This window comes from Ruegeria sp. ANG10, assembly GCF_040705255.1.
In the GTDB taxonomy this organism is placed as follows: Bacteria; Pseudomonadota; Alphaproteobacteria; order Rhodobacterales; family Rhodobacteraceae; genus Ruegeria.
Window position 1 is genome coordinate 347,509 of sequence record NZ_JBFCVU010000003.1, and the last position, 22,342, is coordinate 369,850.

The window sequence follows — 22,342 nt, forward strand, 5'->3', positions numbered from 1 at the left end:
CTAAGTCCTCATTATGCCGCTAATGGTACTGTCCAAGCGCGAAAAACGAAGACATCTAGATGACAGCCATCGACGCCAATCTGCCGGACCGGGATTCTGGTGAAACGGAAAACCGGCTTCTGCAAAACATAATAGATTATACTGCCATGAGCTTTGCGCTTCTGTGGCAGCGGCAGGCTATTTATCTGGCCACGACCATTTTGACTGCGTTCTTCTTCGATCCCGTTAACGCCATGCTGTTCTATGGGACAATCCTCATATGCGAAGCGCAAGATTTATTGCTGGCCAAACGCGTACCGCGCTTAAAGCCAGATCAGCACAAAGCAATTAGTATGATGGTTGCTTGGATTCTGTTGAACACGATCCTCAGCTCAACTGCAATCTGCCTGTATGCTGTTTCAGTTGCTTTCGCACAACCCGCCGGCGGTCACTTTACTCCAATGTTCTTCTTGTTTGCTGCGGCGTTGTTTGCTGCAATGAACAACCATCAGTTTCTGTGGGCAATGATTATCCGTCTGACCATGTACGGCGTATCGTTCATGTTGATTGTCGTCAAAGATATCTGGACCGAACGCCCCGAGCTTTCATCTGAACTCTGGCTGCACTTCTTCACCGTTATCTTTGTAATGTACTTTCTGATTGACTGTTCGATGGTGTTTCTGAAGCTCTACCGCAGGAATTTGGAACAACTCGAAAAGCTCAAAGCAGAGCACGAAAGAACAAAAGCGGCCTACATTGCGAAAACTCAGTTCATATCGACAGTTAGCCACGAACTGCGTACGCCTCTCACTTCGATCAAGGGATCACTTGACCTAATCAACACAGGCGCATTGGGTGAAGCTCCAGAATCAATGCAAAGCCTCATTCATTTAGCAGGTAAAAACTGCGAACGGCTCGCATCCCTAATCAATGATGTGCTGGACATTCAAAAAATGGAAGCGGGCGAGATGAACTACCGTGAAGGAACTGTTGATGTACATGCGCTGATTCAGGAAGCGATTGCCTGTAACATGGGATACACCAGTGCTCACAACGTAGAAATTGTAGAAGACTTAAGGGGAAACAAGGATCTGTACGTTAAAGGTGATGCCTCCCGCCTTCTTCAGGTGTTGGCCAACATTATCTCCAACGCAGCTAAATTCTCCCTTGATGGAGGCGAGATAACCGTCGGATGCGAGAAAGTAGGCGGGAATATTCGTCTCTTCGTCAAAGACCATGGCATCGGGATACCTGAGGGGTTCCATGACAAAGTTTTCGATCGCTTTTCCCAGATAGACTCCTCCGATGAACGTCACGCAGGCGGTACCGGACTCGGAATGCACATTTCAAAGGAAATTGTTGAGCATTTTGGCGGTACAATAGACTACAGAAGCAAACTTGGTGAAGGCACAGAGTTCTTTGTTATGTTCCCCGCGATAAGCGGGCACGAGGTAGGTTCCGCCGGAGCCGAGCACACCTCACCAACCTGCGCCGTGCAATCCAAGCAACTTTAGCCGAATCCCACTAAGCAGGTCACCATGCTTTTTCGAAGGAATCCCATGGTTTCAGAGCGGATTATTCGCAGTAAAGTTAACGCCAAAACTACATGACCTCATGACAAGCTCGAAACCGCCTGCGGTAAAATGAGGGAGCCTGCATATTGCCAATGCAACTCCAAAAAAAGAAAATGCTGTTCCGGTCATGAGATCGGAACAGCAAACTCGTTACCAGGTACATTTCCGAAGATGCAGTAGATTCACAACTTTCGGCAAATAGGCCTACTACTTGCAGGCCGCGATATTTCAACGAACATCATAAGGGATGAGCTGTCCAAGCACCGAGATTTTCTCGTGTTTTGTTCGTTTCAGTTGTTCTAATTGATGTAAACCGGAAACAAAGAAGCCAATGACCGCCGGACTGTCAACATATTCAGTTTCTTCATCGATTCCGCGCACTCTATTTGAACTAATTCACTCAAGTTTTGACACCCAACTCAGATTGTATGGTCGTCACAGTTCTTAAGCCCGTATTGCACGTTTATCTCAATACTCGCGGCTGATCAGCCTTCACATGTGCGGCAGCTAATTTCGTTGACGCACTCATACAGCCTTTTAACCAGCAGTGGAGATTCATCCTCGATAAACAGTAGTTGGTGGAAGCCATTTATGTACTTGATCGGTTGTCGGGCACTCTACTCGACGATCGGAGGCATCAGCGCACGCGTGCAGAAGCAGCGAAAGCGACTACGTTGCGCTGATAACCAAATCACAAGCCTTTAGGTGGACCAAGATCGTTTACCCCAACATGATAAATTGAAATTACACAACGAAATGAATTATGTGACGCGGTCGAGATGTATTGAAGACCTGAACACGCATATTTCCAACCAGTTCATATTTCCCCAAGAATTCGGCTAAGACACTGCTTTACATAAAAATGTTTTCCATATGCATCAGATTGGTTCACAGTACCTCACTGTACAAGATGGTCCAGAGGGTGGACCAATGCCAGCACTCAACAAACTATCATCATTGCAGGTAAAGAATGCCCAACCCGGTAAATACTCGGACGGCGGGGGCCTCTGGTTGCACAAAAAAGATGGTGATGGCGGCAAGTGGTTCCTTCGGGTTCATGTGCACGGGCGTCGTAGAGAGATGGGATTGGGTGCCTTGTCGCCCGTCTCACTGAAAGAAGCCCGCGAAGAGGCCGAGAAATGGCGGGCCGTAGCCCGTCAGGGCAAAGACCCGATCAAAGAACGGGAACGGATACGCTGAGAAGCTGCGAAAGCTGATCACACACTAACATTAGTCGCGAAGGAAACCTTTGCGGCTCGTCAGGCCGAGTTAAAGTACGACGGCAAGGCTGGACGCTGGTTCTCACCGCTTCAGCTTCACGTCCTCCCAAACTTGGCAATGTGCCGATTGAAGAGATTGACCAACAGGACATAAAAAACACCCTCGCCCCTATTTGGCATTCCAAAGGTGAGACCGCGAAGAAGGCTATGGACCGTTTGGGCATCGTTTTCCGGCACGGTGCAGCGATGGGACTGGATGTGGACCTACAAGCTACGATGAACCCAAAACCCCCCTCTGATTAACAAAATTCCAGAAGTGCTGGCTATAGGGTGGGCTGCAGGGTGGTTCGAATTTTACATAGAGCGTTCAAGCAATTGCAAATAAACAGATTTTTGCTCATTATTGGTGCGGTCGAGAAGACTCGAACTTCCACGGGTGTTACCCCACAGCGACCTCAACGCTGCGCGTCTACCAATTCCGCCACGACCGCACTGCCAGTGACTTGGTAGAGGGGCGTATAGACGCAGATGATCAGGATGTGAAGAGACAAAAACACGCCAGTTTGAATTCCCCGCCTGCATTCATATCTGTATCGGCAACGTATCCTTCATCTTCCGCTCAGGAGTTTGAACATGACTGCCCTAGATCCCCGCCCCGTCCTTCAGATCGACATCATTTCAGACGTCGTCTGCCCCTGGTGTATCGTCGGATTTCAACAGCTTGATCTGGCTCTGAAGCAGGAAAATGTTCTGACGCGTCTCAGATGGCATCCGTTTGAACTGAACCCCACCATGCCGCCCGAGGGTCAAAACCTGCGCGAGCATATCATGGAGAAATACGGCTCAACCGCTGAACAGAGCCAACTGAATCGGGATCGGCTGACGCAGCTTGGGGCCGAGCTGGGGTTTGCGTTCAATTTCAATGAAGACAGCCGAATGGTGAACACCTTTGCGGCCCACCAACTGTTGGACTGGGCCGAAGCTCAGGGCCGCCAGCATCCGCTGAAACTGGCCCTGTTCAAGGCGTATTTTATCGACCAGAAGGATGTGTCGAATGTTGATATGCTGCTTGAAGCGGTTGCAGAGGCCGGTCTGCCCATTGACGTGGCTCGATCTGCACTGGAATCCGGTGCGCATGTCGCAGCGGTACGTAAGAAGCAAGAGTTCTGGACCAGCCGGGGTATTTCCGGTGTCCCGTCAATCGTGTTCGGCGGCAAATATCTGGTGACCGGAGCGCAGGGCACCGACACCTATGCCCAGATTCTGCAAAGGTGCCTGGCCGAGGCCGCCTGACCCCTTCCCCTTGCCGCACCTGCGCGATATGGAACCGCCATGGAATGGAAGATCACCGACGGATTAACTGATTACACCGAAGCCGTCGCCTTTATGGAGGCGCGCGTCGCGGCCATCGCTGCGGGTGAGGCGGACGAGTGCGTCTGGCTGCTGGAACACCCGCCGCTCTATACGGCTGGAACCTCGGCCCGGTCCGAGGATCTGACGGATCCAGATCGCTTTCCCGTCTACGAAGCCAAGCGTGGTGGAGAGTATACATATCACGGCCCCGGCCAGCGTGTGGCCTACGTCATGCTGGACCTGAACAAACGCGGCAAGGATGTGCGGGGCTTTGTCAAAAAGCTTGAGAACTGGGTGATCGCAGCCTTGGCCGAATTCAACGTTAAAGGTGAAATCCGCGACGGCCGTGTCGGCGTATGGGTGCAACGTGATGACAAGCCGCTTACGGTGACCGGCCAGCCAGCCGAAGACAAGATCGCCGCCATCGGATTGCGCCTGCGCAAATGGGTCAGCTTTCACGGTATCTCAATCAATGTTGAACCTGATCTTGAGCATTTTTCCGGCATCGTCCCCTGTGGAATCAGCGAACATGGTGTGACGTCTCTGGTCGATCTAGGCTTGCCTGTAACGATGGCCGATGTGGACGCTGCCTTGCAAAAAACCTTTGCGGATAGTTTCGAAACGGCCATCGCGTAGCCTGAGTTCGAATCGCTAAACGCGGCAAGTCAGATTGACAATTACCCTTCAGAATTCCCTTTGTTTCCGAACCCGTGTGCAATCCGGCATTTAGCCCGTTAAATTTGAGTTTATTTGGCGGAATGCTCACTCAGAACGATACAAAATGCGCGTTAACAGGTAGTCTAACTTTACCGTTCTAGAGTGAGTGGTGTGTTAAACCGGTTATCCCGGAAGACCTGGGTGTCGGAAAAGTGTTTGTTTACGAGTCTGCCGTTCCGACCCCAAAATCGGAACGGCAATTCCTTTTCAGGACCCTTGCAAATTGTCATGTCCAAACCGGGGCAATGCTGCATGCGTTGGACCCGCGCGCTCCATCTCCAATGTGACATGCCCAATTCCGAACTGCGTTTTCAGGGTATTTTTCACGACCAGTCTAATGGTTTCCGCGTCTGTCCAGCTTTGGGCGTCGATCTCAAGATGCGCGGTCAGGGCTGGTTCCTTTTCCTGCATGCTCCAAAGGTGGATATGGTGGACGCCGGCCACGCCTTCGGTGGCTTCGATCGCAGTGGCTACATCTTCGGGCGACAGATTGGGCGGCGCGCCCAGCATCAGCACCCGGATCGTTTCTCCGATCTCAGATTTCACGTGCCACAGGATATAGACCGAGATCAGGATCGTCACCGCAGGGTCGACCCAGGTCCAGCCAAACAGTATGACGGCCGCACCTGCGACGATGACGGCAACCGACCCCAGAGCATCGGCGACATTGTGGATAAAAGCCGCACGGATGTTCATGCTGTCCTTTGACATCGAATAGGTCAGCGCAGCGGTGATAAGGTCGACGACCAGAGCAAGCGCGGCGATCCAGACAACCATCCAGCCGTTGACAGGCTCGGGCTGGAAAAACCGCATGACACCTTCGTACAACAGATACACCGACAACACGATCAGTGTGGTGTAATTGACCAGCGCTGCGACCACCTCAGCCCGGCCATAGCCATAACTCATACGCGGATCGGCAGGACGACGGGTGATCTTGCGCGCAAAAAAAGCGATGATCAGCGCGATGGCATCCGAAAAATTGTGCAATGCGTCTGCAATCAGTGCCAGAGACCCGGAAAGGATACCGCCGATGACTTGTGCCAGGGTCAGCAGCATGTTCACCCCTATCGCCCCTGCGACGCGCATATCGCCTGCGTCTGGGTCGATATGGTGATGGTTATGTCCCTCGTGGCCGTGATGATGTGCCATGATGCCGGTGTTCCTTGTTTTGGCTGCACAGCACATGTAATTCCTCTAGTCACTAGAGGTTCAAGAGAGGTAAGCCGAAAAATATGTACTCGATTGGAGAGCTTTCCCGGCGAACCGGCGTCAAAGTGCCGACAATCCGGTTCTACGAAGACAAAGGGTTGCTACCAAAGCCGGAACGAACGGCTGGAAATCAGCGCCGGTATGACACTGCCGCATTAAATCGGTTGCAGTTCATTCGCCACGGGCGAGACCTTGGCCTGCCCTTGAGCGATATTGAGGCACTGTTATCCCTGGAAGGCGCGCATGGCGATGATCTGAACCGGGCACATGAAATCGCCGAACGTCAATTGGCGGATGTGCGCGAGCGTATCGCCCAATTGGTCAGACTTGAGGCGGAACTGACCCGTATCGCCTCGGCTTGTGACGGTGGGCACGACCATGTTTGCGCCGTGCTCCACACGTTCGGCGACCACCGCGCCTGCCTTGGGCCGCACGACAGCAACGGGTGATCAGGCCAGCGCTGCTTTGATCTTGTCCGCATGCTGGGCGATCAGGTCGAAGTCACCCATCTTGCCCGGAGGCCGCATGGCAACTCCTTCCTGACGCGGCAGGATGTGGACATGCAGGTGAAACACCTCTTGTCCGCCTGCGGCCTCGTTGAATTGCTGAACGGTGACTCCGTCTGCGTCAAACGCCTTGACCACAGCGTTCGCCAGCTTTTGTACGGTTGCAGTCACGGCAGCCAGTTGCGCAGGTGATGCGTCCAGCAGGTTCCGGCAGGGTGTTTTGGGGATCACCAACAGATGCCCGTCGGACCGCGGCATGATATCCATGAAAGCCAGAGTATCGTCATCCTCATACACGCGGGTCGCGGGAATTTCCCCGCGCAGGATCTTGGCAAAGATGTTGTCGGGATCGTAGGCGGCCATATCTTGTCTCCGGTTTCGGGAATTGGGGATAGTTCTGCGACCGACACAACCGGGGGTCAAGGCGGAACTCTGCCAAGCCGCACGAATGGGCAGATGCGGGTTCTTGAAATTTTGACAGCCATCGCCAGATAGGGCGTGACCGAGACCAAGAATTCGCGGGATTTCCTCCTGCCCGCGACAATTATTCTTGATCCAGATCAAACTCGGCCATTGAAGGTGCCCCCTTCGCCCTCTAAAACCAGCAGGAATCCCGCGCGCCAGAGAGGTCTGGCTGCGCGGTGCAGTTGCAACAGGAGGCACCTAAATGGCAGACGCAGCCATTCATGGTCACGAGCATGAAGACAATCGCGGGTTTTTCACGCGCTGGTTCATGTCGACCAACCACAAGGACATTGGGATTCTGTACCTGGTCGTTTCGGCAATCGTCGGCCTGATCTCGGTTATGATGACCATCTATATGCGGCTCGAGCTGATGCACCCCGGTGTTCAGTATATGTGCCTCGAAGGGTTCATGGCCGACCCATGTACGCCAAACGGACATCTGTGGAACGTGATGATCACCTACCATGGTGTTCTGATGATGTTCTTCGTTGTTATTCCCGCGCTATTCGGCGGATTTGGCAACTATTTCATGCCGTTGCAGATCGGCGCGCCGGATATGGCGTTCCCGCGGATGAACAACTTGTCCTTCTGGCTGTATGTCGCCGGTACCTCTCTGGGTGTGGCCTCGCTGCTGTCTCCGGGTGGTAACGATCAGCTTGGGTCGGGCGTTGGCTGGGTTCTGTATCCGCCGCTGTCGACGACCGAAGGCGGCATGTCCATGGACCTTGCGATCTTTGCCGTACACGTATCGGGCGCCTCCTCGATTCTCGGCGCGATCAATATGATCACCACCTTCCTGAACATGCGTGCCCCAGGCATGACCCTGTTCAAGGTGCCGCTGTTCAGCTGGTCGATCTTTATCACCTCGTGGCTGATTCTTCTGTCGCTGCCAGTTCTGGCGGGTGCGATCACCATGTTGCTGATGGACCGCAACTTTGGTTTCACCTTCTTTGATCCAGCCGGTGGCGGAGACCCGATCCTGTATCAGCACATCCTGTGGTTCTTTGGCCACCCGGAAGTGTACATCGTGATCTTGCCTGGCTTTGGCCTCATCAGCCACGTGATCGCCACTTTTGCGCGCAAGCCAATCTTCGGTTACCTGCCGATGGTTTGGGCGCTGATTGCAATTGGTGTTCTAGGTTTTGTGGTATGGGCACACCACATGTACACCGTTGGCATGTCGCTGCGTCAGCAGGCCTACTTCATGCTGGCCACTATGGTCATCGCGGTTCCAACAGGCGTTAAGGTTTTCTCGTGGATCGCGACCATGTGGGGCGGCTCCATCGAGTTCAAGACGCCGATGCTGTTCGCCTTTGGCTTCCTGTTCCTGTTCACCGTTGGCGGTGTAACCGGTGTTGTGTTGTCGCAGGCTGGTATCGACCGTGCCTATCACGACACCTACTATGTGGTTGCGCACTTCCACTACGTTATGTCGCTGGGTGCTGTCTTTGCGATCTTTGCTGGCGTCTACTTCTACTTCTCCAAGATGACTGGTCGTCAGTACTCTGAGTTTTGGGGCAAGGTTCACTTCTGGCTGTTCTTCATCGGCGCCAACTTGACCTTCTTCCCACAGCACTTCCTGGGCCGTCAGGGCATGCCGCGCCGGTACATCGACTATCCTGAGGCATTCGCTCAGTGGAACTTTGTATCGTCGATCGGTGCGTTCATTTCCTTCGCTTCGTTCCTGCTGTTCTTCGGCATCGTGATCTACGCCTTGCTGCGTGGCGCGAAAGAGACCCGTCCGAACCCGTGGAACGAATACGCGGACACGCTGGAATGGACCCTGCCCTCGCCGCCGCCCGAGCATACGTTCGAGCAGCTGCCAAAGCAGGAAGACTGGGACAAAGGCCACGCGCACTGATCCCGCAGTCCGATAACCCCATTAAAGCCCCGCCTTGAGCGGGGCTTTTTTGTGTCCGGTCTCGGTCCCCTGTCCGGCACATGCATAGACACATCCAGCACCATGAGAATAGTATTCAAAAACAGGAATACAGGGCGCCCCGGCGGAAGACACGCAAACCATGATACTTCACGATGGCATTTCGATCAGAAAACTGCTCAAAGGTTCGGTCGGTTTTATCGGTATCGTTCTGGCCTGGATATTACTGGTTCAGGTGGTCGATGAACTGACGCCGATTGACCTGATCTCGAACCCCAGCCCACCAGTGGCGATGTTGGGCTTGGCAGTGGCGTTTTTTTTGGGCTTCAAGAACACTTCCACCTATGGCCGCTGGACCGAAGCCCGCGGGGTTTGGGGTGATATCGCCAATACAAGCCGGGACTGGGGCAATACGATCAGTACCCTGGTTCAACCAAATGGCTCAGTGATCGAAGAAGACCTGCGCGATGAACTGATCGAGCGGCACATCGCCTGGATAAACATGCTGGCCTATCAGCTGCGCCAACCTGCAACTACTGGTCGTAAACGCAGACCATGGATGTTCGGTCACAAGCCCGTATCAGACCGCGAAGACCTGCATCAAAAACCCGAAAGCTGGCGGAACAGTCAACTTGAAGCGGACTTGCCGCTATTAGAGGACAAGGCCAATCGCGCGGCCTGTCTTATCAACCTGCAGGCCCGGCGTTTGTCACATATGGCACAACAGGGAAAGATAGACCCCTTCTGGCACGTGGCGCTGATGGATCGTCTATCCCGGTTTACGACGGCGCAAGGCCAGTGCGAGCGGATCAAAAACACTCCGTTCCCGCGTCAGGTTGCAGAGGTGGGCCGCCTGTTCAGTTGGATATTCATTTTCCTTTTGCCTCTGGCTTTCAACGACGAACGTTCCATCATGATGGGCACCGATGCCTCGATGATAAGAACAGTCCTGTTCGACTGGATGACCTTTGCCCCGGTCGGCGCGCTGGTCTGCTGGATCTTCTTTGTGACCGAACGCGTCAGTGCCTCGATGGAGGATCCGTTCGAAGGGGATGTCACCGACGTGCCAATCTCGGCTCTGTGCCGAACAATCGAGATCGATATGCGCCAGGCGACCGGCTGCGGAGTTGCGCCCCAACCCGCGCAACCTGTCGAAAAAGCCCTGTTTTGAACAAAGTGCCACCACGCTGGTGAACCGCGTGTTTCAGGCAAAATTCGAAATTCCGACCATTTTAGGGTATGATACGAGAAGAAACTCTGAGATCGGAGTGATTACATGCCCGAAATTGATTTTTGGTATTCCATTGGCAGCACCTACAGCTTCCTGACGATCATGCGGCTGGATGATTGGTGCGACGAACATGACGTTGCGGTTACTTGGCGGCCCTTCAACGTACGCACAGTTATGGCCGATCAGAAGAATATTCCCTTTGCAGGCAAACCGGTGAAGTCCGCATACATGTGGCGCGATATCGAACGTCGGGCCGCAAAATACCACATCCACGCCAAGCTGCCCGCGCCCTACCCGATCTCGGACCTGGCGCTTGCCAATCAGGTTGCCTTGCTGGGCATGGGCGATGGCTGGGGCAAGAATTTCACGCTGGCCCTGTATCGCATCTGGTTCGAAGAAAACATCGAAGCCGGCAGTGAAACCGCGATCTCAGAAGCGCTGCACAGATGCCAGCAGGACCCGCGCTTGGTACTGTCCCGCGCCCGCAGCCCGGATACCGTGGCCGCACTTGAATCGGAAACCGAACAGGCCGCCAAGCTGGGTGTTTTCGGCGCCCCCAGCCTTGTCGTCCGCGGCGAGGTTTTCTGGGGAGATGACCGACTGGACGACGCCCTGTCCTGGGTACGCGTTGGCCACGTTGCGTAATCATTTCTCTTCGAAACGCCTCTGCATTGCGCTACATATCAGCCATGCCTTATCGATGGACAAAAACGTCTGAAACAGAACAGGAATTGCGCCTCTGGCCCCATAATTCATTGCCTCCACGTGGGGCGATGATCGTGATTCTGTCCGTGTTTTTGTTTGGACTGATCCCGCTGCTGGCTGTGCTTGGATCCGTCATCCTTTGGGGGCTGTTGCCTTTTCTGCTGCTGACCGTTCTGGGCCTGTGGCTGGCGATCCAGACCAACTATCGCGCGCGCAGCGCGTTCGAGATTCTGACCCTGACCGGCACACGGGCGCACCTCGTCCACCATGACCCGCGCAATGGTCAGCAGGAATGGACCTGCAACCGCTATTGGGCCCGCCCCGAAATGCACGAACGCGGTGGGCCTGTCCCGAACTACGTGACATTGACCGGAGATGGGCGCGAAGTTGAAATCGGGTCATTTCTGTCCGAGGAAGAACGCATCGCGCTATATGACGACCTGATACAAAAACTGCGCGAACCGGTCGCGCAGTAAATGCCGTTTCAGACTGAAAGAGGGTTCAGCAACCGCCGCCTGTTGCCGCGCAAAGCTGATCTTTGACCATCGGCCCGACTTTGCCAAAATCCATCTGGCCGGTGTAGCGGGTCTTAAGTTCACCCATCACTTTGCCCATATCGCGGATCGAACCCGCACCTGTCGCAGTGATTGCCGTTTGAATGGCCTTTGAAACCTCGTCCTCGTCCAACTGTTTGGGCAGGAATTCCTCAATGACCTCAACCTCGCGCAGCTCGCGCTCGGCCAAATCCAGCCGTCCGCCCTCTTCATAGGCGCGCGCGCTTTCCTTGCGCTGTTTGGTCATTTTACCAAGGATTTCAAGAACCTCGGCATCGCCGCAGCCCTTAGCCTCTTCGTTTTCAGCAGCCCGCGAGGCAATATCGCGGTCCTTGATCGCGGCATTGATCAAGCGCAGCGTCGACAGACGCTCGGCATTCTTGTCTTTCATTGCTTGCTTCAGGGCTGAGTTCACCCGTGATCGCATATCCATATGATCTGTCCATCCCCATGGAAAAGGAACCCTGACCATATCGAAACAAAAAGCGTGATACAACAGGGGGTGAATATCTCTAAGTAGTTGATTTTCCACAATAGCCCAAATTTTGAACAGACTTGACCCAGCGCCACAACCCCCTTAGGTATGCGCCGATTTACCCAGCAGGAGAGTCGCCCCATGGCCCAGAACGTCCCGTCCAAGCCCACCGCATGTCTGGCTTTGGCCGACGGAACATTGTTCTACGGGATGGGCTTTGGTGCCACCGGCCAAACGGTGGCCGAGTTGTGCTTTAACACTGCCATGACCGGATATCAGGAGATCATGACCGATCCCTCTTATGCCGGGCAAATCGTGACCTTCACTTTCCCCCATATCGGCAATGTCGGTGTGAACCCCGAGGATGACGAAACCGGAGACCCGGTTGCTGCCGGGATGGTGGTCAAATGGGACCCGACCGATGCGTCCAACTGGCGCGCAACCGAAGAGTTGAAAACCTGGCTGACCAGCCGTGGCCGCATCGCTATCGGTGGTGTGGACACCCGCCGCCTGACGCGCGCCATCCGGCAGCAGGGCGCGCCGCATGTGGCGCTAGCCCATGACCCCGAGGGCAATTTCGACATCGCTGCGCTGATTGCCGCCGCGCGAGGATTTGCTGGGCTTGAAGGCATGGATTTGGCCAAAGAGGTCACCTGCGCCCAAAGCTATCGCTGGGATGAGATGCGTTGGGCCTGGCCCGACGGATACACCCGTCAGGAAGCTCCTGCCCACAAGGTTGTCGCCATCGATTACGGCGCCAAGCGCAACATCCTGCGTTGCCTGGCGTCGGCTGGATGCGATGTAACCGTATTGCCCGCCACCGCGACCGCGGCCGAGGTACTGGCCCACAATCCCGACGGAGTGTTCCTGTCCAACGGCCCCGGCGACCCGGCTGCGACCGGCGAATACGCCGTACCGATGATCAAAGAGGTTCTGGACACCACCGAACTACCGCTCTTTGGCATCTGCCTTGGCCACCAAATGTTGGCGCTGGCGCTTGGCGGCCAGACCGTCAAGATGAACCACGGTCACCACGGCGCCAACCACCCGGTCAAGGACATGGACACTGGCAAGGTCGAGATCACCTCGATGAACCACGGCTTTGCGGTGGATGCGCAATCCTTGCCCGACGGCGTGGTGGAAACGCACCGCTCGCTATTTGACGGGTCGAACTGCGGTATCCGCATGACCGACCGTCCGGTTTATTCGGTACAGCACCACCCCGAGGCCTCGCCCGGCCCACAGGACAGTTATTATCTGTTTGAACGCTTTGCTGAGGCAATGGCGGCCCAGAAAGCACAGGCATAATCGCCAGTTCGATCATGGTTAACTTGCTGTTAACCTAAATTGCGCAACCTTGACGTCTGGTAACCGCGTCAGGGTTGTTTCTTTATGGTCGAATTAAACCTGCAGCATTTCGCGCGTGCCGCACCGATCCCTGCGCAGGACCGTAAGCCATTGGGGGCGTGTCTGATTGATCGAGGTCTGATCACCCGGTCTCAACTGGACGAGGCGTTGTTTCTGCAATCCTGGCAACGGGCGCCACTGGGTGAAATTCTGGTGGCTGAGGGCTGGGTCAATCGTCAGGATATTCTCTGCGCGCTGTCCGAACAGACCGGTTTACAGATTGCCGATCTCAACACCGCGCCCCCGCCCCTGGAACTGTGTCAAATTAAACCGGTTGAATTCTGGCTTAAACATAACGTCATTCCCTGGCGTCGTCTGGGCCCAATCCTGCTTGTGGCAACTGCGCGACCCGATCTGTTCCCCGCCCTGCGCAGCGGGTTGGAGGATGCCGGTTACACGGTCATGCCGGTACTCGCCGCTGCCGATCAGATCGACGACACCATCGCGCGCATTTATGCCTCTCCGCTTGCCCAATCGGCCGAGACGCGCGTGGATCTGGAACAAAGCTGCCGATCATGGACCCCGAAATCTCGTATTGGCCCTACCCTTGCCCTTACAGGGCTTGCGGGGCTGTTTGCTGCTTTCCCCACGACAGGACTGACTGTTCTGGTCGCCGCCGCCGTGATCAGCCTAATCCTGTTCTTTTGTCTGCGCCTTGCCGGGCTGCTGGCCTTTGTCTGGCATTCGGCAATTCACCGACCCAAGGCAAACCCAGCAGCCCCGCCACAAGCGTTACCGTGTGTGTCGATCATGGTGCCGCTTTATAAGGAACGTGAAATCGCCGATGCGCTTATTCATCGGTTGCGACGGCTTACTTATCCCAAGGCGCTATTGGACATTATTTTGGTGCTTGAGGAAACCGACGACGTAACACGCGCCACTCTTGCCCAGGTTGCTCTGCCCACCTGGATCAGAACCGTCGAAGTGCCCGAGCTGAACGGTCTGACCACTAAACCCCGCGCCTTGAACTATGCGCTGGATTTCTGCCGCGGCGATATTCTGGGCGTCTGGGATGCCGAGGACGCACCCCAGCCCGATCAGATCGAACGTGTCGTCCGCCATTTCGCGAATGCGGACGAGGATGTTGTCTGCTTGCAGGGTGTATTGGACTACTACAACCCCCGCACCAACTGGCGGTCTCGCTGTTTTACCATTGAATACAGCAGCTGGTTTCGTGTGGTCCTTCAGGGCGTCGCGCGGCTTGGGCTTGTTGTGCCCCTGGGTGGCACCACGTTCTTTTTCCGCCGCGACAAGCTGTTGGAGTTGGGCGGCTGGGATGCCCATAACGTCACCGAGGACGCCGATCTTGGTGTGCGCCTTTCGCGCGCGGGCTATCGCACCGAAATGGTGGACACCGCCACCTATGAAGAGGCCAATTTCCGCGCCTGGCCCTGGGTACGACAAAGATCACGGTGGCTAAAAGGGTTCATGGTGACCTACCTGGTTCACATGCGGGCCCCCACGCGGCTGCTTCAAGATCTGGGGCTATTTCGGTTTTTAGGCGTGCAGGCCTTTTTCCTGGGAACTGTCGGGCAATTCCTGCTGGCACCGGTTCTGTGGCTGTTCTGGCTGACAAGCTTTGGCCTGGCCAGCCCATTAGACCCTATTCTCTCTGACGCCGTTCTGGCAGCACTGATCGGCCTTTTTCTAAGCGCCGAGATCACCAATATTGCAGTTGGCACCATCGCCGTTTCAGCGCGTGAAAGACGGTTTCTATTGCCATGGGTGCCGACCATGCCGCTGTATTTCCCATTGGGTGTTCTGGCGGCCTATAAAGCCTTATGGGAATTGGTGCTGAACCCGTTCTTCTGGGACAAAACGCAACATGGGCAGGCCAGTGAAGAAAGCCTGCCGCCCGCGTGATCAGTTCTCGCGCAGAACCGCGTCCTGTTTCAGCCGCGTCATGAACGCCACAGAAATGTGATCCTTGAGCGCGCGTGCCGCGGCTTCTTCGTCGCGCGCTGCGATGGCTTCGACAATTCCCTTATGTTCGCTCTGCGCAATCTCACCGCGCCCCTGCACCGCCAGCGACGTCGTAGCCATTAGCGCCATGGTGCGATGCACAAGATCCAGCTGCTGCACCAGATAGCGGTTGTGCGAGGCCAGATGTATCTGTTCGTGAAATCGGCGGTTCGCCCGAGACAAAGCCTGAGGGTCGTCGACCAGCGCGTCATCCTCGGTCACCATTTCCTGCAGCACTTTGATTTCTTCTTCGGTGGCGTGCTTCGCGGCCAGCTTGGCGGCTAACCCCTCCAACTCGCGCCGTACGACGTACAGCTCGGCCATCTGGTTATGGTTCAGCGAGGCCACGATCAGTGACCGCCCGTCCCGCTCCAAAAGGGATTGCGTTTCAAGTCGCTGCAGAGCTTCGCGAATAGGTGTGCGTGACACGCCGAACCGTTCGGCAAGCTCGCTTTCGACCAGACGGTCGCCGGGCTTGTAAACGCCTACATCGATGGCTTCGAGAATTAGGCTATAGGCGTCTTTGGACGGCTGTCTGGACTGGGGCATATGATGGTTTGTCTCCTCGTTCGGATATGTCTATCCGTCACTTGCCCTGCGGATCAAGAGCAGCATTGAAAACCGTACCTTTGCGGCCTAAACAAACCCCATGGTCAAACCTGCTTTTGCTCACGTCACCCAATGGGTGTTCGACCTCGACAACACGCTCTACCCGCCGCATATGCGCCTGTTCGATCAGATCGAGGTGTTGATGACAGATTACGTGGTACAGGCCATCGGCGTTGACCGGGCCGAAGCGGATCGGTTGCGCTCACATTACTGGCGGCAATACGGCACAACATTGGCTGGGCTGATGGCCGAGCATGATCTGGACCCCGATCCCTATCTGGACGCTGTCCATCAGGTCGATATGAGCCACATGGACCCTGATGCCGAACTGGCCGATCACATCCAATCCCTGCCCGGTCGTCGGATCGTGTATACCAACGGCAGCGCGCCCTATGCGGAACGTGTACTTGAGGCACGCGGCCTCAACGGTCTGTTCGATGCGATTTACGGGGTCGAACACGCCGGTTATCGCCCCAAGCCCGAACAAGCCGCGTTCGAGGCAATCTTTGCACAAGACGGAATCGATGCTGCGCAGGCCGCCATGTTCGAGGATGACCCGCGCAATCTGGCTGCCCCACATGCAATGGGAATGCGCACTGTCCACGTCGCGCCCGAGCCGCACGAGGCCGACCATATCCACCATCACACAAACGATTTGACCGCCTTTCTGGCCCGCCTGCGATAGGCTGTCACACTGCGACGATCTGCACATTCTGCAGGTGCAAAATCGATCCTATATGCGCCTCAGCGACGAACAGAATCGGAGACCCCATGAGCGCGATCGAGATGCCTCGGCGCCTGCCTATTTGGCAGCGCCTGTTGTTTGCAATCCCCGTTTTCGGCTGGCTGGCCCGCGATGCCGCCAACGGTACGGCCGAGGATTGGTATTACACGGCTGGCGCAATTTTCAGCATGTGGGGATGTTCGGCGCTGCTCTTCGGCCTGCCAGGGCTATACATCCCGGCCGTCATGATGGTGCCGATGATGTTCATCCTGCTCATCCTGATCTCGCGCGGCTGACACACGGGACAGGATGTCACTTGGCACCGGCCTTGGAACCGAACTAGGTTCTGCCCAAGACTCGGAGACCAAGGCCATGACTGCAAGCTGTGACATCCTGATATCTGGCGGAGGCATCGCTGGGCTGACCGCCGCGGCGGTTTTTGGAACTGCCGGGTTCGACGTGGTTTGCGTCGACCCCGCGCCACCGATTACCGAACGAGATGTGGACGGATCCGACCTGCGGACCACCGCGTTTTTGCAACCGGCGCATAGTCTGTTAGAGCAATGTGGGCTTTGGCAACGGTTGGATGAATACGCCGCACCGCTTCAAATCATGCGAATCGTGGATGCGGGCGGTGATGTGTCCGAACCCCGCGTGGTGCGTGATTTCAACGCCGCCGATATCTCGGACCAACCCTTTGGCTGGAACCTGCCCAACTGGTTGCTGCGGCGCGAGATGGTGGCCCGCCTGGCCGAATTTCCCAATGTTGATTTCCGCCCCGGCACCGGCACCGTCAGCCTGTTTACGCGCACCGCCGAAGCCCGCGTGGGGCTGAGCGATGGCAGCCGTATACGCTGCAAGCTGGTGATCGCCGCGGACGGGCGCAATTCCCCAATGCGTGAGGCCGCTGGAATCAATGTTCACACCACACGTTACGGTCAGAAAGCGCTGGCTTTTGCCGTGACACACCCGATTCCGCACGACAATGTCTCGACCGAGATTCACCGTTCGGGTGGACCGTTCACTCTGGTCCCCCTACCCGACTGGCAGGGGCAGCCTTCCTCGGCGATTGTGTGGATGGAGCGCGGCCCTAGGGCCGTTGAACTACTGAATACCGACCCCGAAGCGTTCGAAGCACTGATGACCGAACGCTCGTGTGGGTTGTTCGGGCCGCTGAAACTGGCCTCACGTCGGACCATCTGGCCCATCATCAGCCAGTCGGTGGAACGGTTGTCGGGTGAAAGAGTTGCTCTGATGGCCGAGGCTGCCCATGTGGTGCCCCCCATCGGCGCGCAGGGGTTGAACATGTCGCTGGGTGATCTGCGCACCTTGCTGGATCTGGCACAAGCCCGCCCCGAAGGTCTGGGCGATGCACAGATGTTGGACGCTTATCACAAGGCCCGCCACACCGAAATCGAGATGCGCGTTAAAGGTATCGACCTGCTGAACCGCGCCTCGATGATCGAGGCGCGCCCGCTGCGGGATGCGCGCGCGATGGGGTTGAACGCGCTCTATTCCCTACCGCCCGTGCGTAAAACGTTGATGCAGATGGGCCTCGGCGTGCGCTGAGGCCCTGCAATCAAAGAACCTGGTCCAATACGCGCTTGAGCCGCGCGATTGTGCCATCAACGTCATAAAGCTTGTCCAATCCGAACAGCCCCAACCGGAACGTGCTGAACCCTTCGGGCTCATCACATTGCAGCGGAACACCTGCCGCGATCTGCATACCCAAAGCGGCGAATTTCTTGCCATTCTGAACTTCGGGGTCCGACGTGTAGGTGACCACAACCCCCGGCGCGCCGAACCCGTCTGCCGCGACCGAGATCAGCCCTTTGTCTTTCAGCATCGCCCGCACCCCGTTGCCCAAGGCCCACTGAGCGTCCCGCAGCTTTTCAAAACCGTAATCACGGGTTTCGACCATGGTGTCCCGGAACGCCTGCAGCGCGTCAGTTGGCATGGTCGCGTGATACGCGTGCCCACCGTTCTCATACGCCTGCATGATCTGCCGCCATTTCTTCAAATCCACAGCGAAACTGTCAGACGTTGTCTCTTCCAGCCGCGCTTCGGCCCGTTCGGACAGCATGACCAGACCGGCGCATGGTGACGCGCTCCACCCTTTCTGGGGGGCAGAAATCAGGACATCCACGCCGGTTGCCTTCATATCAATCCAGGCACAGCCCGAAGCGATGCAATCCAGCACCATCAATGCACCAACCTCATGCGCGGCCTCTGCCATGGCAGTCACATAATCGTTCGGCAAAATGAGGCCTGCGGAGGTTTCCACATGCGGTGCAAAAACCACATCGGGGCGTTGCTCGCGAATTGTTGACACCACCTCTTCAATCGGTGCCGGTGCAAATGGGGATGGGCTGGAGTTTCCGGTTTGCCGCGCCTTGAGTACAGTCGCCGACGCTGTCAAAGCCGCAGATTCGATTATCTGACTCCAACGATAGGAAAACCACCCGTTGCGCACGACCAGAACGTTGGCGTTGCGCGCGAATTGGCGCGCCACAGCTTCCATCCCATAAGTACCGCCACCCGGGATCACCGCCACGCCGTCGGCATTGTAAACACCACACAAGATAGACGAAATATCGCGCATGACAGTCTGAAACCGGGCTGACATGTGGTTTAGCGACCGATCCGTAAAAACAACCGAAAACTCTTCGAGCCCGTTCGGGTCGATACTTTCCAAAAGCGCGGGCATGATGTGTCCTTTCAAACTGTCCAACAGAACTTTGAGGCCTTTTCCGAGAATGGTACAGCCCCAGTCTCGTGCTGATAATTGACGCAACGGAAGTCAAAATCCTAACAAAAAATTAACCACGAAAAGCGCTAATTGAACAACTGGTTGACGCCAAATAGTGTCACCACCCCTTTACACCCAGAGGTGTTTCTGAACAGATACATACACTTTGTACAAGAAAGGTATTGCTTCTCGTGACTGCTCAAAAGCGGATCAGTTTTCAGGTTGTACGTGACGAAGTTAAACGGCGTATTGAAAGCCGGATTTGGCCACAAGGATCTCTGCTGCCGACAGAAACGCAGCTTGCTGAAGAATTCAATTGCGCGCGTGCAACGGTAAACCGCGCCCTGCGTGAGCTTGCCGAGCAAGGATTCGTTGAACGCAAACGCAAAAGCGGCACGCGGGTAAAAAAGGAGCCCAGCAAACACGCCAAGCTGGAGTTTTCCCTGACCCGTCAGTCGGTTGAGAATCAAAATTCAATCTATCGCTATGCACTTGTTGAACGGAATGTCGTATCCAGCCCCGGTTGGTTGGCCTCACAGCTCAGCGTCTCGCCCGATGCGCGGGTGCTGCATGTGATCTGCATGCACTATGCTGACAACCGCCCCTTTCAGCTAGAGGAGCGCTGGATTAACATCGACTCAGTACCTGACGTTGAACATGCGGATCTCAATACGCAGGGCCCCCACGAGTGGCTGCTGAACGTTGCCCCCTTTACCGAGGCTGAGATTGCATTCTGCGCGATTTCCGCTGACGGACGGCTGGCAGAATTCATGGGCACCACTGCTGGCACATCGATGATTCAATTGGAGCGTACTACGTGGAAAGATGGTGTTCCGATGACTTTTGCCCGGATGACGCATCACCCTGGCTATTGCATCCGCACCAAATATTGACCCGGCCTAGCCGATTGGGCCGGGCAAGCGTTCCTCGCTCAACAACACGTTTGCCTCAACCTCACCCGCGCCGGGTAAGGTCATGATCCGCCGTCGCAGCACCCGTTCGAAATCGGACAGATCACGTGCAACTACCCGCAAGCGATAGTCGTAAAGACCCAATACATGCTCGACCGTCTGCACCTCGGGGATGGCGCTGACGGCGCGTTCAAAGTCCTCAAGGCTTACCTGTCCCTTACGCGCCAGTTTGACGCCCAGAAACACGGTCACGCCGAACCCCAGCGCCTCGGCATTCAGACGCAGGCGACGCCCCTTGATGACCCCCGCTGTTTCCAGCCGGCGGATGCGCCGCCAGGTTGCAGGTTGGGACAACCTCAGCTTGCGCCCCAACGCCCCGGCGCTTTGCGTGGCATCCTGCACCAGCGCACGCAGGATTGTCCGGTCGGTTTCGTCCAGTTCGATCATACCGGCAACACCTCGTTCCGCTTGACCCGCGCGATATGCATCAGCGCTTCGATATCAGCTATGTGCGGCAGGGTCAGGATGCGATCACGGTAAATCTGTTGATAGTGGCTCATATCCCGTGCAATCACCGACAGCCGAACGTCCACACGGCCCAGAAAAGTTTGAATCTCAATAACTTCCGAAACACTCCGCGCGGCAACAGTGAATTCGTCAAACGCGCGCGGCTGGGTTTTGTCCAGCGTCACGCGCAGTGAAACCTCGACCGCATATCCCATCGCCGGCCAATCAATAACGACCTCTTGCCCTAGAATGACACCCGAGGCCTGCATCTTTTCAACCCGCCGCCAGCACACACCCTGACTGATCCCGCAACGCTCGGCCAATTCGGCCATGGTCAGGGTCGGTTCGGCCTGTAAGTGACGCAGAATGCGCCTGTCCATATCATCCAGCATGATTTTTCCGGTTAAGTCAGGTATCGCGCATAAATTTTCGCATTTTGCCTCAATAGTCGATTGTAAAGCGCTCGCCAATAGCTTTGGACCCTATTAGAACCGCAGCAACCGCAAATGAAAGGACCGAAAACATGCGCGTCTATTACGATCGCGATTGCGATATCAACCTGATCAAAGACAAAAAAGTGGCGATACTGGGCTATGGCTCGCAAGGTCACGCTCATGCGCTGAACCTGCGCGACTCGGGCGCCAAAAACCTGGTTGTCGCTCTGCGCGAAGGGTCGGCCTCGGCCAAGAAAGCAGAAGCCGAAGGCCTGACCGTCATGGGCATCGCCGAAGCGGCGGCCTGGTGTGACGTCATCATGTTCACCATGCCCGACGAACTGCAGGCCGAAACCTACAAGAAATACGTGCATGACAACATCAAACCGGGCTCGGCCATTGCCTTTGCCCACGGCCTGAACGTCCACTTTGGCCTGATTGAGCCGAAAGAAGGCGTCGACGTCATCATGATGGCCCCCAAAGGCCCCGGCCACACAGTGCGTGGCGAATACGTCAAAGGCGGCGGCGTGCCCTGCCTGGTGGCCGTGGACAGCGACGCAACCGGCAAGGCGCTGGAAATCGGCCTGTCCTACTGCTCGGCCATCGGTGGCGGCCGCTCAGGCATTATTGAGACCAACTTCCGTGAAGAATGCGAAACCGACCTGTTCGGTGAGCAGGCCGTTCTGTGCGGCGGTATCGTTGAGCTGATCCGCTGCGGTTTTGAGACTCTGGTCGAAGCAGGTTATGCACCTGAAATGGCCTATTTCGAGTGTCTGCACGAGACCAAGCTGATCGTTGATTTGATTTATGAAGGCGGCATCGCCAACATGGATTACTCGATCTCGAACACTGCGGAATATGGCCAGTACGTCACCGGCCCGCGCATTCTGCCCTATGAGCAGACCAAGAAGGCGATGAAAGAGACCCTGTCGGACATCCAAACCGGTAAGTTTGTGCGTGACTTCATGCTGGAAAACGCAGTTGGTCAGCCAACCATCAAAGCGGCCCGCCGCCACAATGACGAACACCAGATCGAGCAGGTTGGTAAGAAACTGCGTGATATGATGCCGTGGATTTCTGCTGGCAAGCTGGTCGATCAGGAAAAGAACTGATCCTTACTGTTCTAAGCGAAGGGGCGGCCAAGTGGCCGCCCTTTTTCGTCACAACCG

23 protein-coding genes and 1 tRNA gene are annotated in these 22,342 nt (G+C 55.9%); 16 read left to right on the forward strand and 8 right to left on the reverse strand.

Annotated elements, in window-relative coordinates; all coding sequences use genetic code 11:
* Positions 1 to 59: 59 nt before the first annotated feature.
* Positions 60 to 1,493: a HAMP domain-containing sensor histidine kinase gene (locus AB1A64_RS08800; protein WP_366551065.1), complete on the forward strand. Its 1,434-nt coding sequence runs from the start codon at positions 60 to 62 to the stop codon at positions 1,491 to 1,493.
* Positions 1,494 to 2,483: 990 nt separating this feature from the next.
* Complete coding sequence (locus tag AB1A64_RS08805) at positions 2,484 to 2,753, forward strand: Arm DNA-binding domain-containing protein (RefSeq protein ID WP_366551066.1); 270 nt, start codon at positions 2,484 to 2,486, stop codon at positions 2,751 to 2,753.
* Between the two features lie 424 nt (positions 2,754 to 3,177).
* Here the strand turns inward: AB1A64_RS08805 and AB1A64_RS08810 are convergent.
* Positions 3,178 to 3,264 (reverse strand) — tRNA-Leu (locus AB1A64_RS08810).
* A 142-nt stretch (positions 3,265 to 3,406) separates the two neighbouring features.
* Here AB1A64_RS08810 and AB1A64_RS08815 point away from each other — a divergent pair.
* Both AB1A64_RS08815 and lipB read left to right on the forward strand, forming a co-directional pair.
* Complete coding sequence (locus AB1A64_RS08815; protein ID WP_366551067.1) at positions 3,407 to 4,066, forward strand: DsbA family oxidoreductase; 660 nt, start codon at positions 3,407 to 3,409, stop codon at positions 4,064 to 4,066.
* 39 nt (positions 4,067 to 4,105) lie between these two features.
* Positions 4,106 to 4,762 (forward strand): lipoyl(octanoyl) transferase LipB, encoded by a 657-nt coding sequence (gene lipB / locus AB1A64_RS08820; RefSeq protein WP_366551068.1) that lies wholly within the window; start codon positions 4,106 to 4,108, stop codon positions 4,760 to 4,762.
* Between the two features lie 288 nt (positions 4,763 to 5,050).
* Here lipB and AB1A64_RS08825 read toward each other — a convergent pair whose 3' ends face one another.
* Entirely contained in the window at positions 5,051 to 5,995 is a 945-nt protein-coding gene (locus AB1A64_RS08825) for a cation diffusion facilitator family transporter (protein WP_366551069.1), read from the reverse strand.
* Between the two features lie 83 nt (positions 5,996 to 6,078).
* Between AB1A64_RS08825 and AB1A64_RS08830 the strand changes: the two genes are divergently transcribed.
* A complete protein-coding gene (locus AB1A64_RS08830; RefSeq protein ID WP_366551070.1) occupies positions 6,079 to 6,504 on the forward strand; it encodes a helix-turn-helix domain-containing protein in 426 nt (141 codons plus the stop codon).
* On the opposite strand, the gene AB1A64_RS08835 is transcribed toward AB1A64_RS08830, so the two are convergent.
* On the reverse strand, positions 6,505 to 6,924 hold the full coding sequence (locus tag AB1A64_RS08835; protein WP_366551071.1) for an HIT family protein: 420 nt from the start codon (positions 6,922 to 6,924) through the stop codon (positions 6,505 to 6,507).
* A gap of 304 nt (positions 6,925 to 7,228) precedes the next feature.
* On the opposite strand from AB1A64_RS08835, the gene ctaD reads away from it, so the two are divergent.
* The 4 genes from ctaD (at position 7,229) to AB1A64_RS08855 (ending at position 11,317) form a co-directional block, all read left to right on the forward strand.
* Entirely contained in the window at positions 7,229 to 8,887 is a 1,659-nt protein-coding gene (ctaD, locus tag AB1A64_RS08840) for a cytochrome c oxidase subunit I (RefSeq protein ID WP_366551072.1), read from the forward strand.
* 160 nt (positions 8,888 to 9,047) lie between these two features.
* Positions 9,048 to 10,076 carry a bestrophin family ion channel gene (locus AB1A64_RS08845; RefSeq protein ID WP_366551073.1) on the forward strand — a complete coding sequence of 343 codons (1,029 nt, stop codon included), beginning with the start codon at positions 9,048 to 9,050 and terminating at the stop codon, positions 10,074 to 10,076.
* Between the two features lie 105 nt (positions 10,077 to 10,181).
* Positions 10,182 to 10,781 carry a DsbA family protein gene (locus AB1A64_RS08850; protein WP_366551074.1) on the forward strand — a complete coding sequence of 200 codons (600 nt, stop codon included), beginning with the start codon at positions 10,182 to 10,184 and terminating at the stop codon, positions 10,779 to 10,781.
* A gap of 44 nt (positions 10,782 to 10,825) precedes the next feature.
* Positions 10,826 to 11,317 carry a DUF2244 domain-containing protein gene (locus AB1A64_RS08855; protein WP_366551075.1) on the forward strand — a complete coding sequence of 164 codons (492 nt, stop codon included), beginning with the start codon at positions 10,826 to 10,828 and terminating at the stop codon, positions 11,315 to 11,317.
* Between the two features lie 25 nt (positions 11,318 to 11,342).
* On the opposite strand, the gene AB1A64_RS08860 is transcribed toward AB1A64_RS08855, so the two are convergent.
* Complete coding sequence (locus AB1A64_RS08860; protein WP_366551076.1) at positions 11,343 to 11,828, reverse strand: GatB/YqeY domain-containing protein; 486 nt, start codon at positions 11,826 to 11,828, stop codon at positions 11,343 to 11,345.
* A gap of 183 nt (positions 11,829 to 12,011) precedes the next feature.
* On the opposite strand from AB1A64_RS08860, the gene carA reads away from it, so the two are divergent.
* The gene (carA, locus tag AB1A64_RS08865; protein ID WP_366551077.1) at positions 12,012 to 13,178 is read left to right on the forward strand and encodes a glutamine-hydrolyzing carbamoyl-phosphate synthase small subunit; all 1,167 of its coding nucleotides are present in this window, start codon (positions 12,012 to 12,014) and stop codon (positions 13,176 to 13,178) included.
* Positions 13,179 to 13,262: 84 nt separating this feature from the next.
* A complete protein-coding gene (locus AB1A64_RS08870; protein ID WP_366551078.1) occupies positions 13,263 to 15,140 on the forward strand; it encodes a glycosyltransferase in 1,878 nt (625 codons plus the stop codon).
* Here AB1A64_RS08870 and AB1A64_RS08875 read toward each other — a convergent pair whose 3' ends face one another.
* The gene (locus AB1A64_RS08875) at positions 15,141 to 15,788 is read right to left on the reverse strand and encodes a GntR family transcriptional regulator (RefSeq protein WP_170348346.1); all 648 of its coding nucleotides are present in this window, start codon (positions 15,786 to 15,788) and stop codon (positions 15,141 to 15,143) included.
* A gap of 100 nt (positions 15,789 to 15,888) precedes the next feature.
* On the opposite strand from AB1A64_RS08875, the gene AB1A64_RS08880 reads away from it, so the two are divergent.
* From AB1A64_RS08880 to AB1A64_RS08890, 3 genes are all read left to right on the forward strand, one after another.
* A complete protein-coding gene (locus AB1A64_RS08880; protein ID WP_366551079.1) occupies positions 15,889 to 16,533 on the forward strand; it encodes a pyrimidine 5'-nucleotidase in 645 nt (214 codons plus the stop codon).
* Positions 16,534 to 16,619: 86 nt separating this feature from the next.
* Complete coding sequence (locus AB1A64_RS08885; RefSeq protein ID WP_058280926.1) at positions 16,620 to 16,868, forward strand: hypothetical protein; 249 nt, start codon at positions 16,620 to 16,622, stop codon at positions 16,866 to 16,868.
* A gap of 76 nt (positions 16,869 to 16,944) precedes the next feature.
* Positions 16,945 to 18,141 carry a UbiH/UbiF family hydroxylase gene (locus tag AB1A64_RS08890; protein ID WP_366551080.1) on the forward strand — a complete coding sequence of 399 codons (1,197 nt, stop codon included), beginning with the start codon at positions 16,945 to 16,947 and terminating at the stop codon, positions 18,139 to 18,141.
* 10 nt (positions 18,142 to 18,151) lie between these two features.
* Here the strand turns inward: AB1A64_RS08890 and AB1A64_RS08895 are convergent, their stop codons facing one another.
* On the reverse strand, positions 18,152 to 19,279 hold the full coding sequence (locus AB1A64_RS08895) for an aminotransferase class V-fold PLP-dependent enzyme (RefSeq protein ID WP_366551081.1): 1,128 nt from the start codon (positions 19,277 to 19,279) through the stop codon (positions 18,152 to 18,154).
* Positions 19,280 to 19,512: 233 nt separating this feature from the next.
* On the opposite strand from AB1A64_RS08895, the gene AB1A64_RS08900 reads away from it, so the two are divergent.
* Positions 19,513 to 20,214 (forward strand): GntR family transcriptional regulator, encoded by a 702-nt coding sequence (locus AB1A64_RS08900; protein WP_366551082.1) that lies wholly within the window; start codon positions 19,513 to 19,515, stop codon positions 20,212 to 20,214.
* A gap of 6 nt (positions 20,215 to 20,220) precedes the next feature.
* Here AB1A64_RS08900 and AB1A64_RS08905 read toward each other — a convergent pair whose 3' ends face one another.
* Both AB1A64_RS08905 and AB1A64_RS08910 read right to left on the reverse strand, forming a co-directional pair.
* Positions 20,221 to 20,679: an Lrp/AsnC family transcriptional regulator gene (locus AB1A64_RS08905; protein WP_366551083.1), complete on the reverse strand. Its 459-nt coding sequence runs from the start codon at positions 20,677 to 20,679 to the stop codon at positions 20,221 to 20,223.
* Positions 20,676 to 21,131, reverse strand: coding sequence for an Lrp/AsnC family transcriptional regulator (locus AB1A64_RS08910; RefSeq protein WP_366551084.1), 456 nt, complete (start codon positions 21,129 to 21,131; stop codon positions 20,676 to 20,678). The genes AB1A64_RS08905 and AB1A64_RS08910 overlap by 4 nt, the downstream gene beginning before the upstream one ends.
* A gap of 92 nt (positions 21,132 to 21,223) precedes the next feature.
* On the opposite strand from AB1A64_RS08910, the gene ilvC reads away from it, so the two are divergent.
* A complete protein-coding gene (gene ilvC, locus AB1A64_RS08915) occupies positions 21,224 to 22,285 on the forward strand; it encodes a ketol-acid reductoisomerase (protein ID WP_170349375.1) in 1,062 nt (353 codons plus the stop codon).
* Positions 22,286 to 22,342: the final 57 nt, after the last annotated feature.

Coding starts and splice junctions, on each gene's coding strand:
- AB1A64_RS08855 (WP_366551075.1), top strand. CDS start 10,826: ATGCCTTATCGATGGACAAAAACGTCTGAAACAGAACAGGAATTGCGC.
- AB1A64_RS08835 (WP_366551071.1), bottom strand. CDS start 6,924: ATGGCCGCCTACGATCCCGACAACATCTTTGCCAAGATCCTGCGCGGG.
- AB1A64_RS08875 (WP_170348346.1), bottom strand. CDS start 15,788: ATGCCCCAGTCCAGACAGCCGTCCAAAGACGCCTATAGCCTAATTCTC.
- AB1A64_RS08895 (WP_366551081.1), bottom strand. CDS start 19,279: ATGCCCGCGCTTTTGGAAAGTATCGACCCGAACGGGCTCGAAGAGTTT.
- AB1A64_RS08805 (WP_366551066.1), top strand. CDS start 2,484: ATGCCAGCACTCAACAAACTATCATCATTGCAGGTAAAGAATGCCCAA.
- AB1A64_RS08870 (WP_366551078.1), top strand. CDS start 13,263: ATGGTCGAATTAAACCTGCAGCATTTCGCGCGTGCCGCACCGATCCCT.
- carA (WP_366551077.1), top strand. CDS start 12,012: ATGGCCCAGAACGTCCCGTCCAAGCCCACCGCATGTCTGGCTTTGGCC.
- AB1A64_RS08905 (WP_366551083.1), bottom strand. CDS start 20,679: ATGATCGAACTGGACGAAACCGACCGGACAATCCTGCGTGCGCTGGTG.
- AB1A64_RS08815 (WP_366551067.1), top strand. CDS start 3,407: ATGACTGCCCTAGATCCCCGCCCCGTCCTTCAGATCGACATCATTTCA.
- ctaD (WP_366551072.1), top strand. CDS start 7,229: ATGGCAGACGCAGCCATTCATGGTCACGAGCATGAAGACAATCGCGGG.
- AB1A64_RS08830 (WP_366551070.1), top strand. CDS start 6,079: ATGTACTCGATTGGAGAGCTTTCCCGGCGAACCGGCGTCAAAGTGCCG.
- AB1A64_RS08890 (WP_366551080.1), top strand. CDS start 16,945: ATGACTGCAAGCTGTGACATCCTGATATCTGGCGGAGGCATCGCTGGG.
- AB1A64_RS08845 (WP_366551073.1), top strand. CDS start 9,048: ATGATACTTCACGATGGCATTTCGATCAGAAAACTGCTCAAAGGTTCG.
- AB1A64_RS08850 (WP_366551074.1), top strand. CDS start 10,182: ATGCCCGAAATTGATTTTTGGTATTCCATTGGCAGCACCTACAGCTTC.
- lipB (WP_366551068.1), top strand. CDS start 4,106: ATGGAATGGAAGATCACCGACGGATTAACTGATTACACCGAAGCCGTC.
- AB1A64_RS08880 (WP_366551079.1), top strand. CDS start 15,889: ATGGTCAAACCTGCTTTTGCTCACGTCACCCAATGGGTGTTCGACCTC.
- AB1A64_RS08860 (WP_366551076.1), bottom strand. CDS start 11,828: ATGGATATGCGATCACGGGTGAACTCAGCCCTGAAGCAAGCAATGAAA.
- AB1A64_RS08825 (WP_366551069.1), bottom strand. CDS start 5,995: ATGGCACATCATCACGGCCACGAGGGACATAACCATCACCATATCGAC.
- AB1A64_RS08885 (WP_058280926.1), top strand. CDS start 16,620: ATGAGCGCGATCGAGATGCCTCGGCGCCTGCCTATTTGGCAGCGCCTG.
- AB1A64_RS08910 (WP_366551084.1), bottom strand. CDS start 21,131: ATGCTGGATGATATGGACAGGCGCATTCTGCGTCACTTACAGGCCGAA.
- AB1A64_RS08800 (WP_366551065.1), top strand. CDS start 60: ATGACAGCCATCGACGCCAATCTGCCGGACCGGGATTCTGGTGAAACG.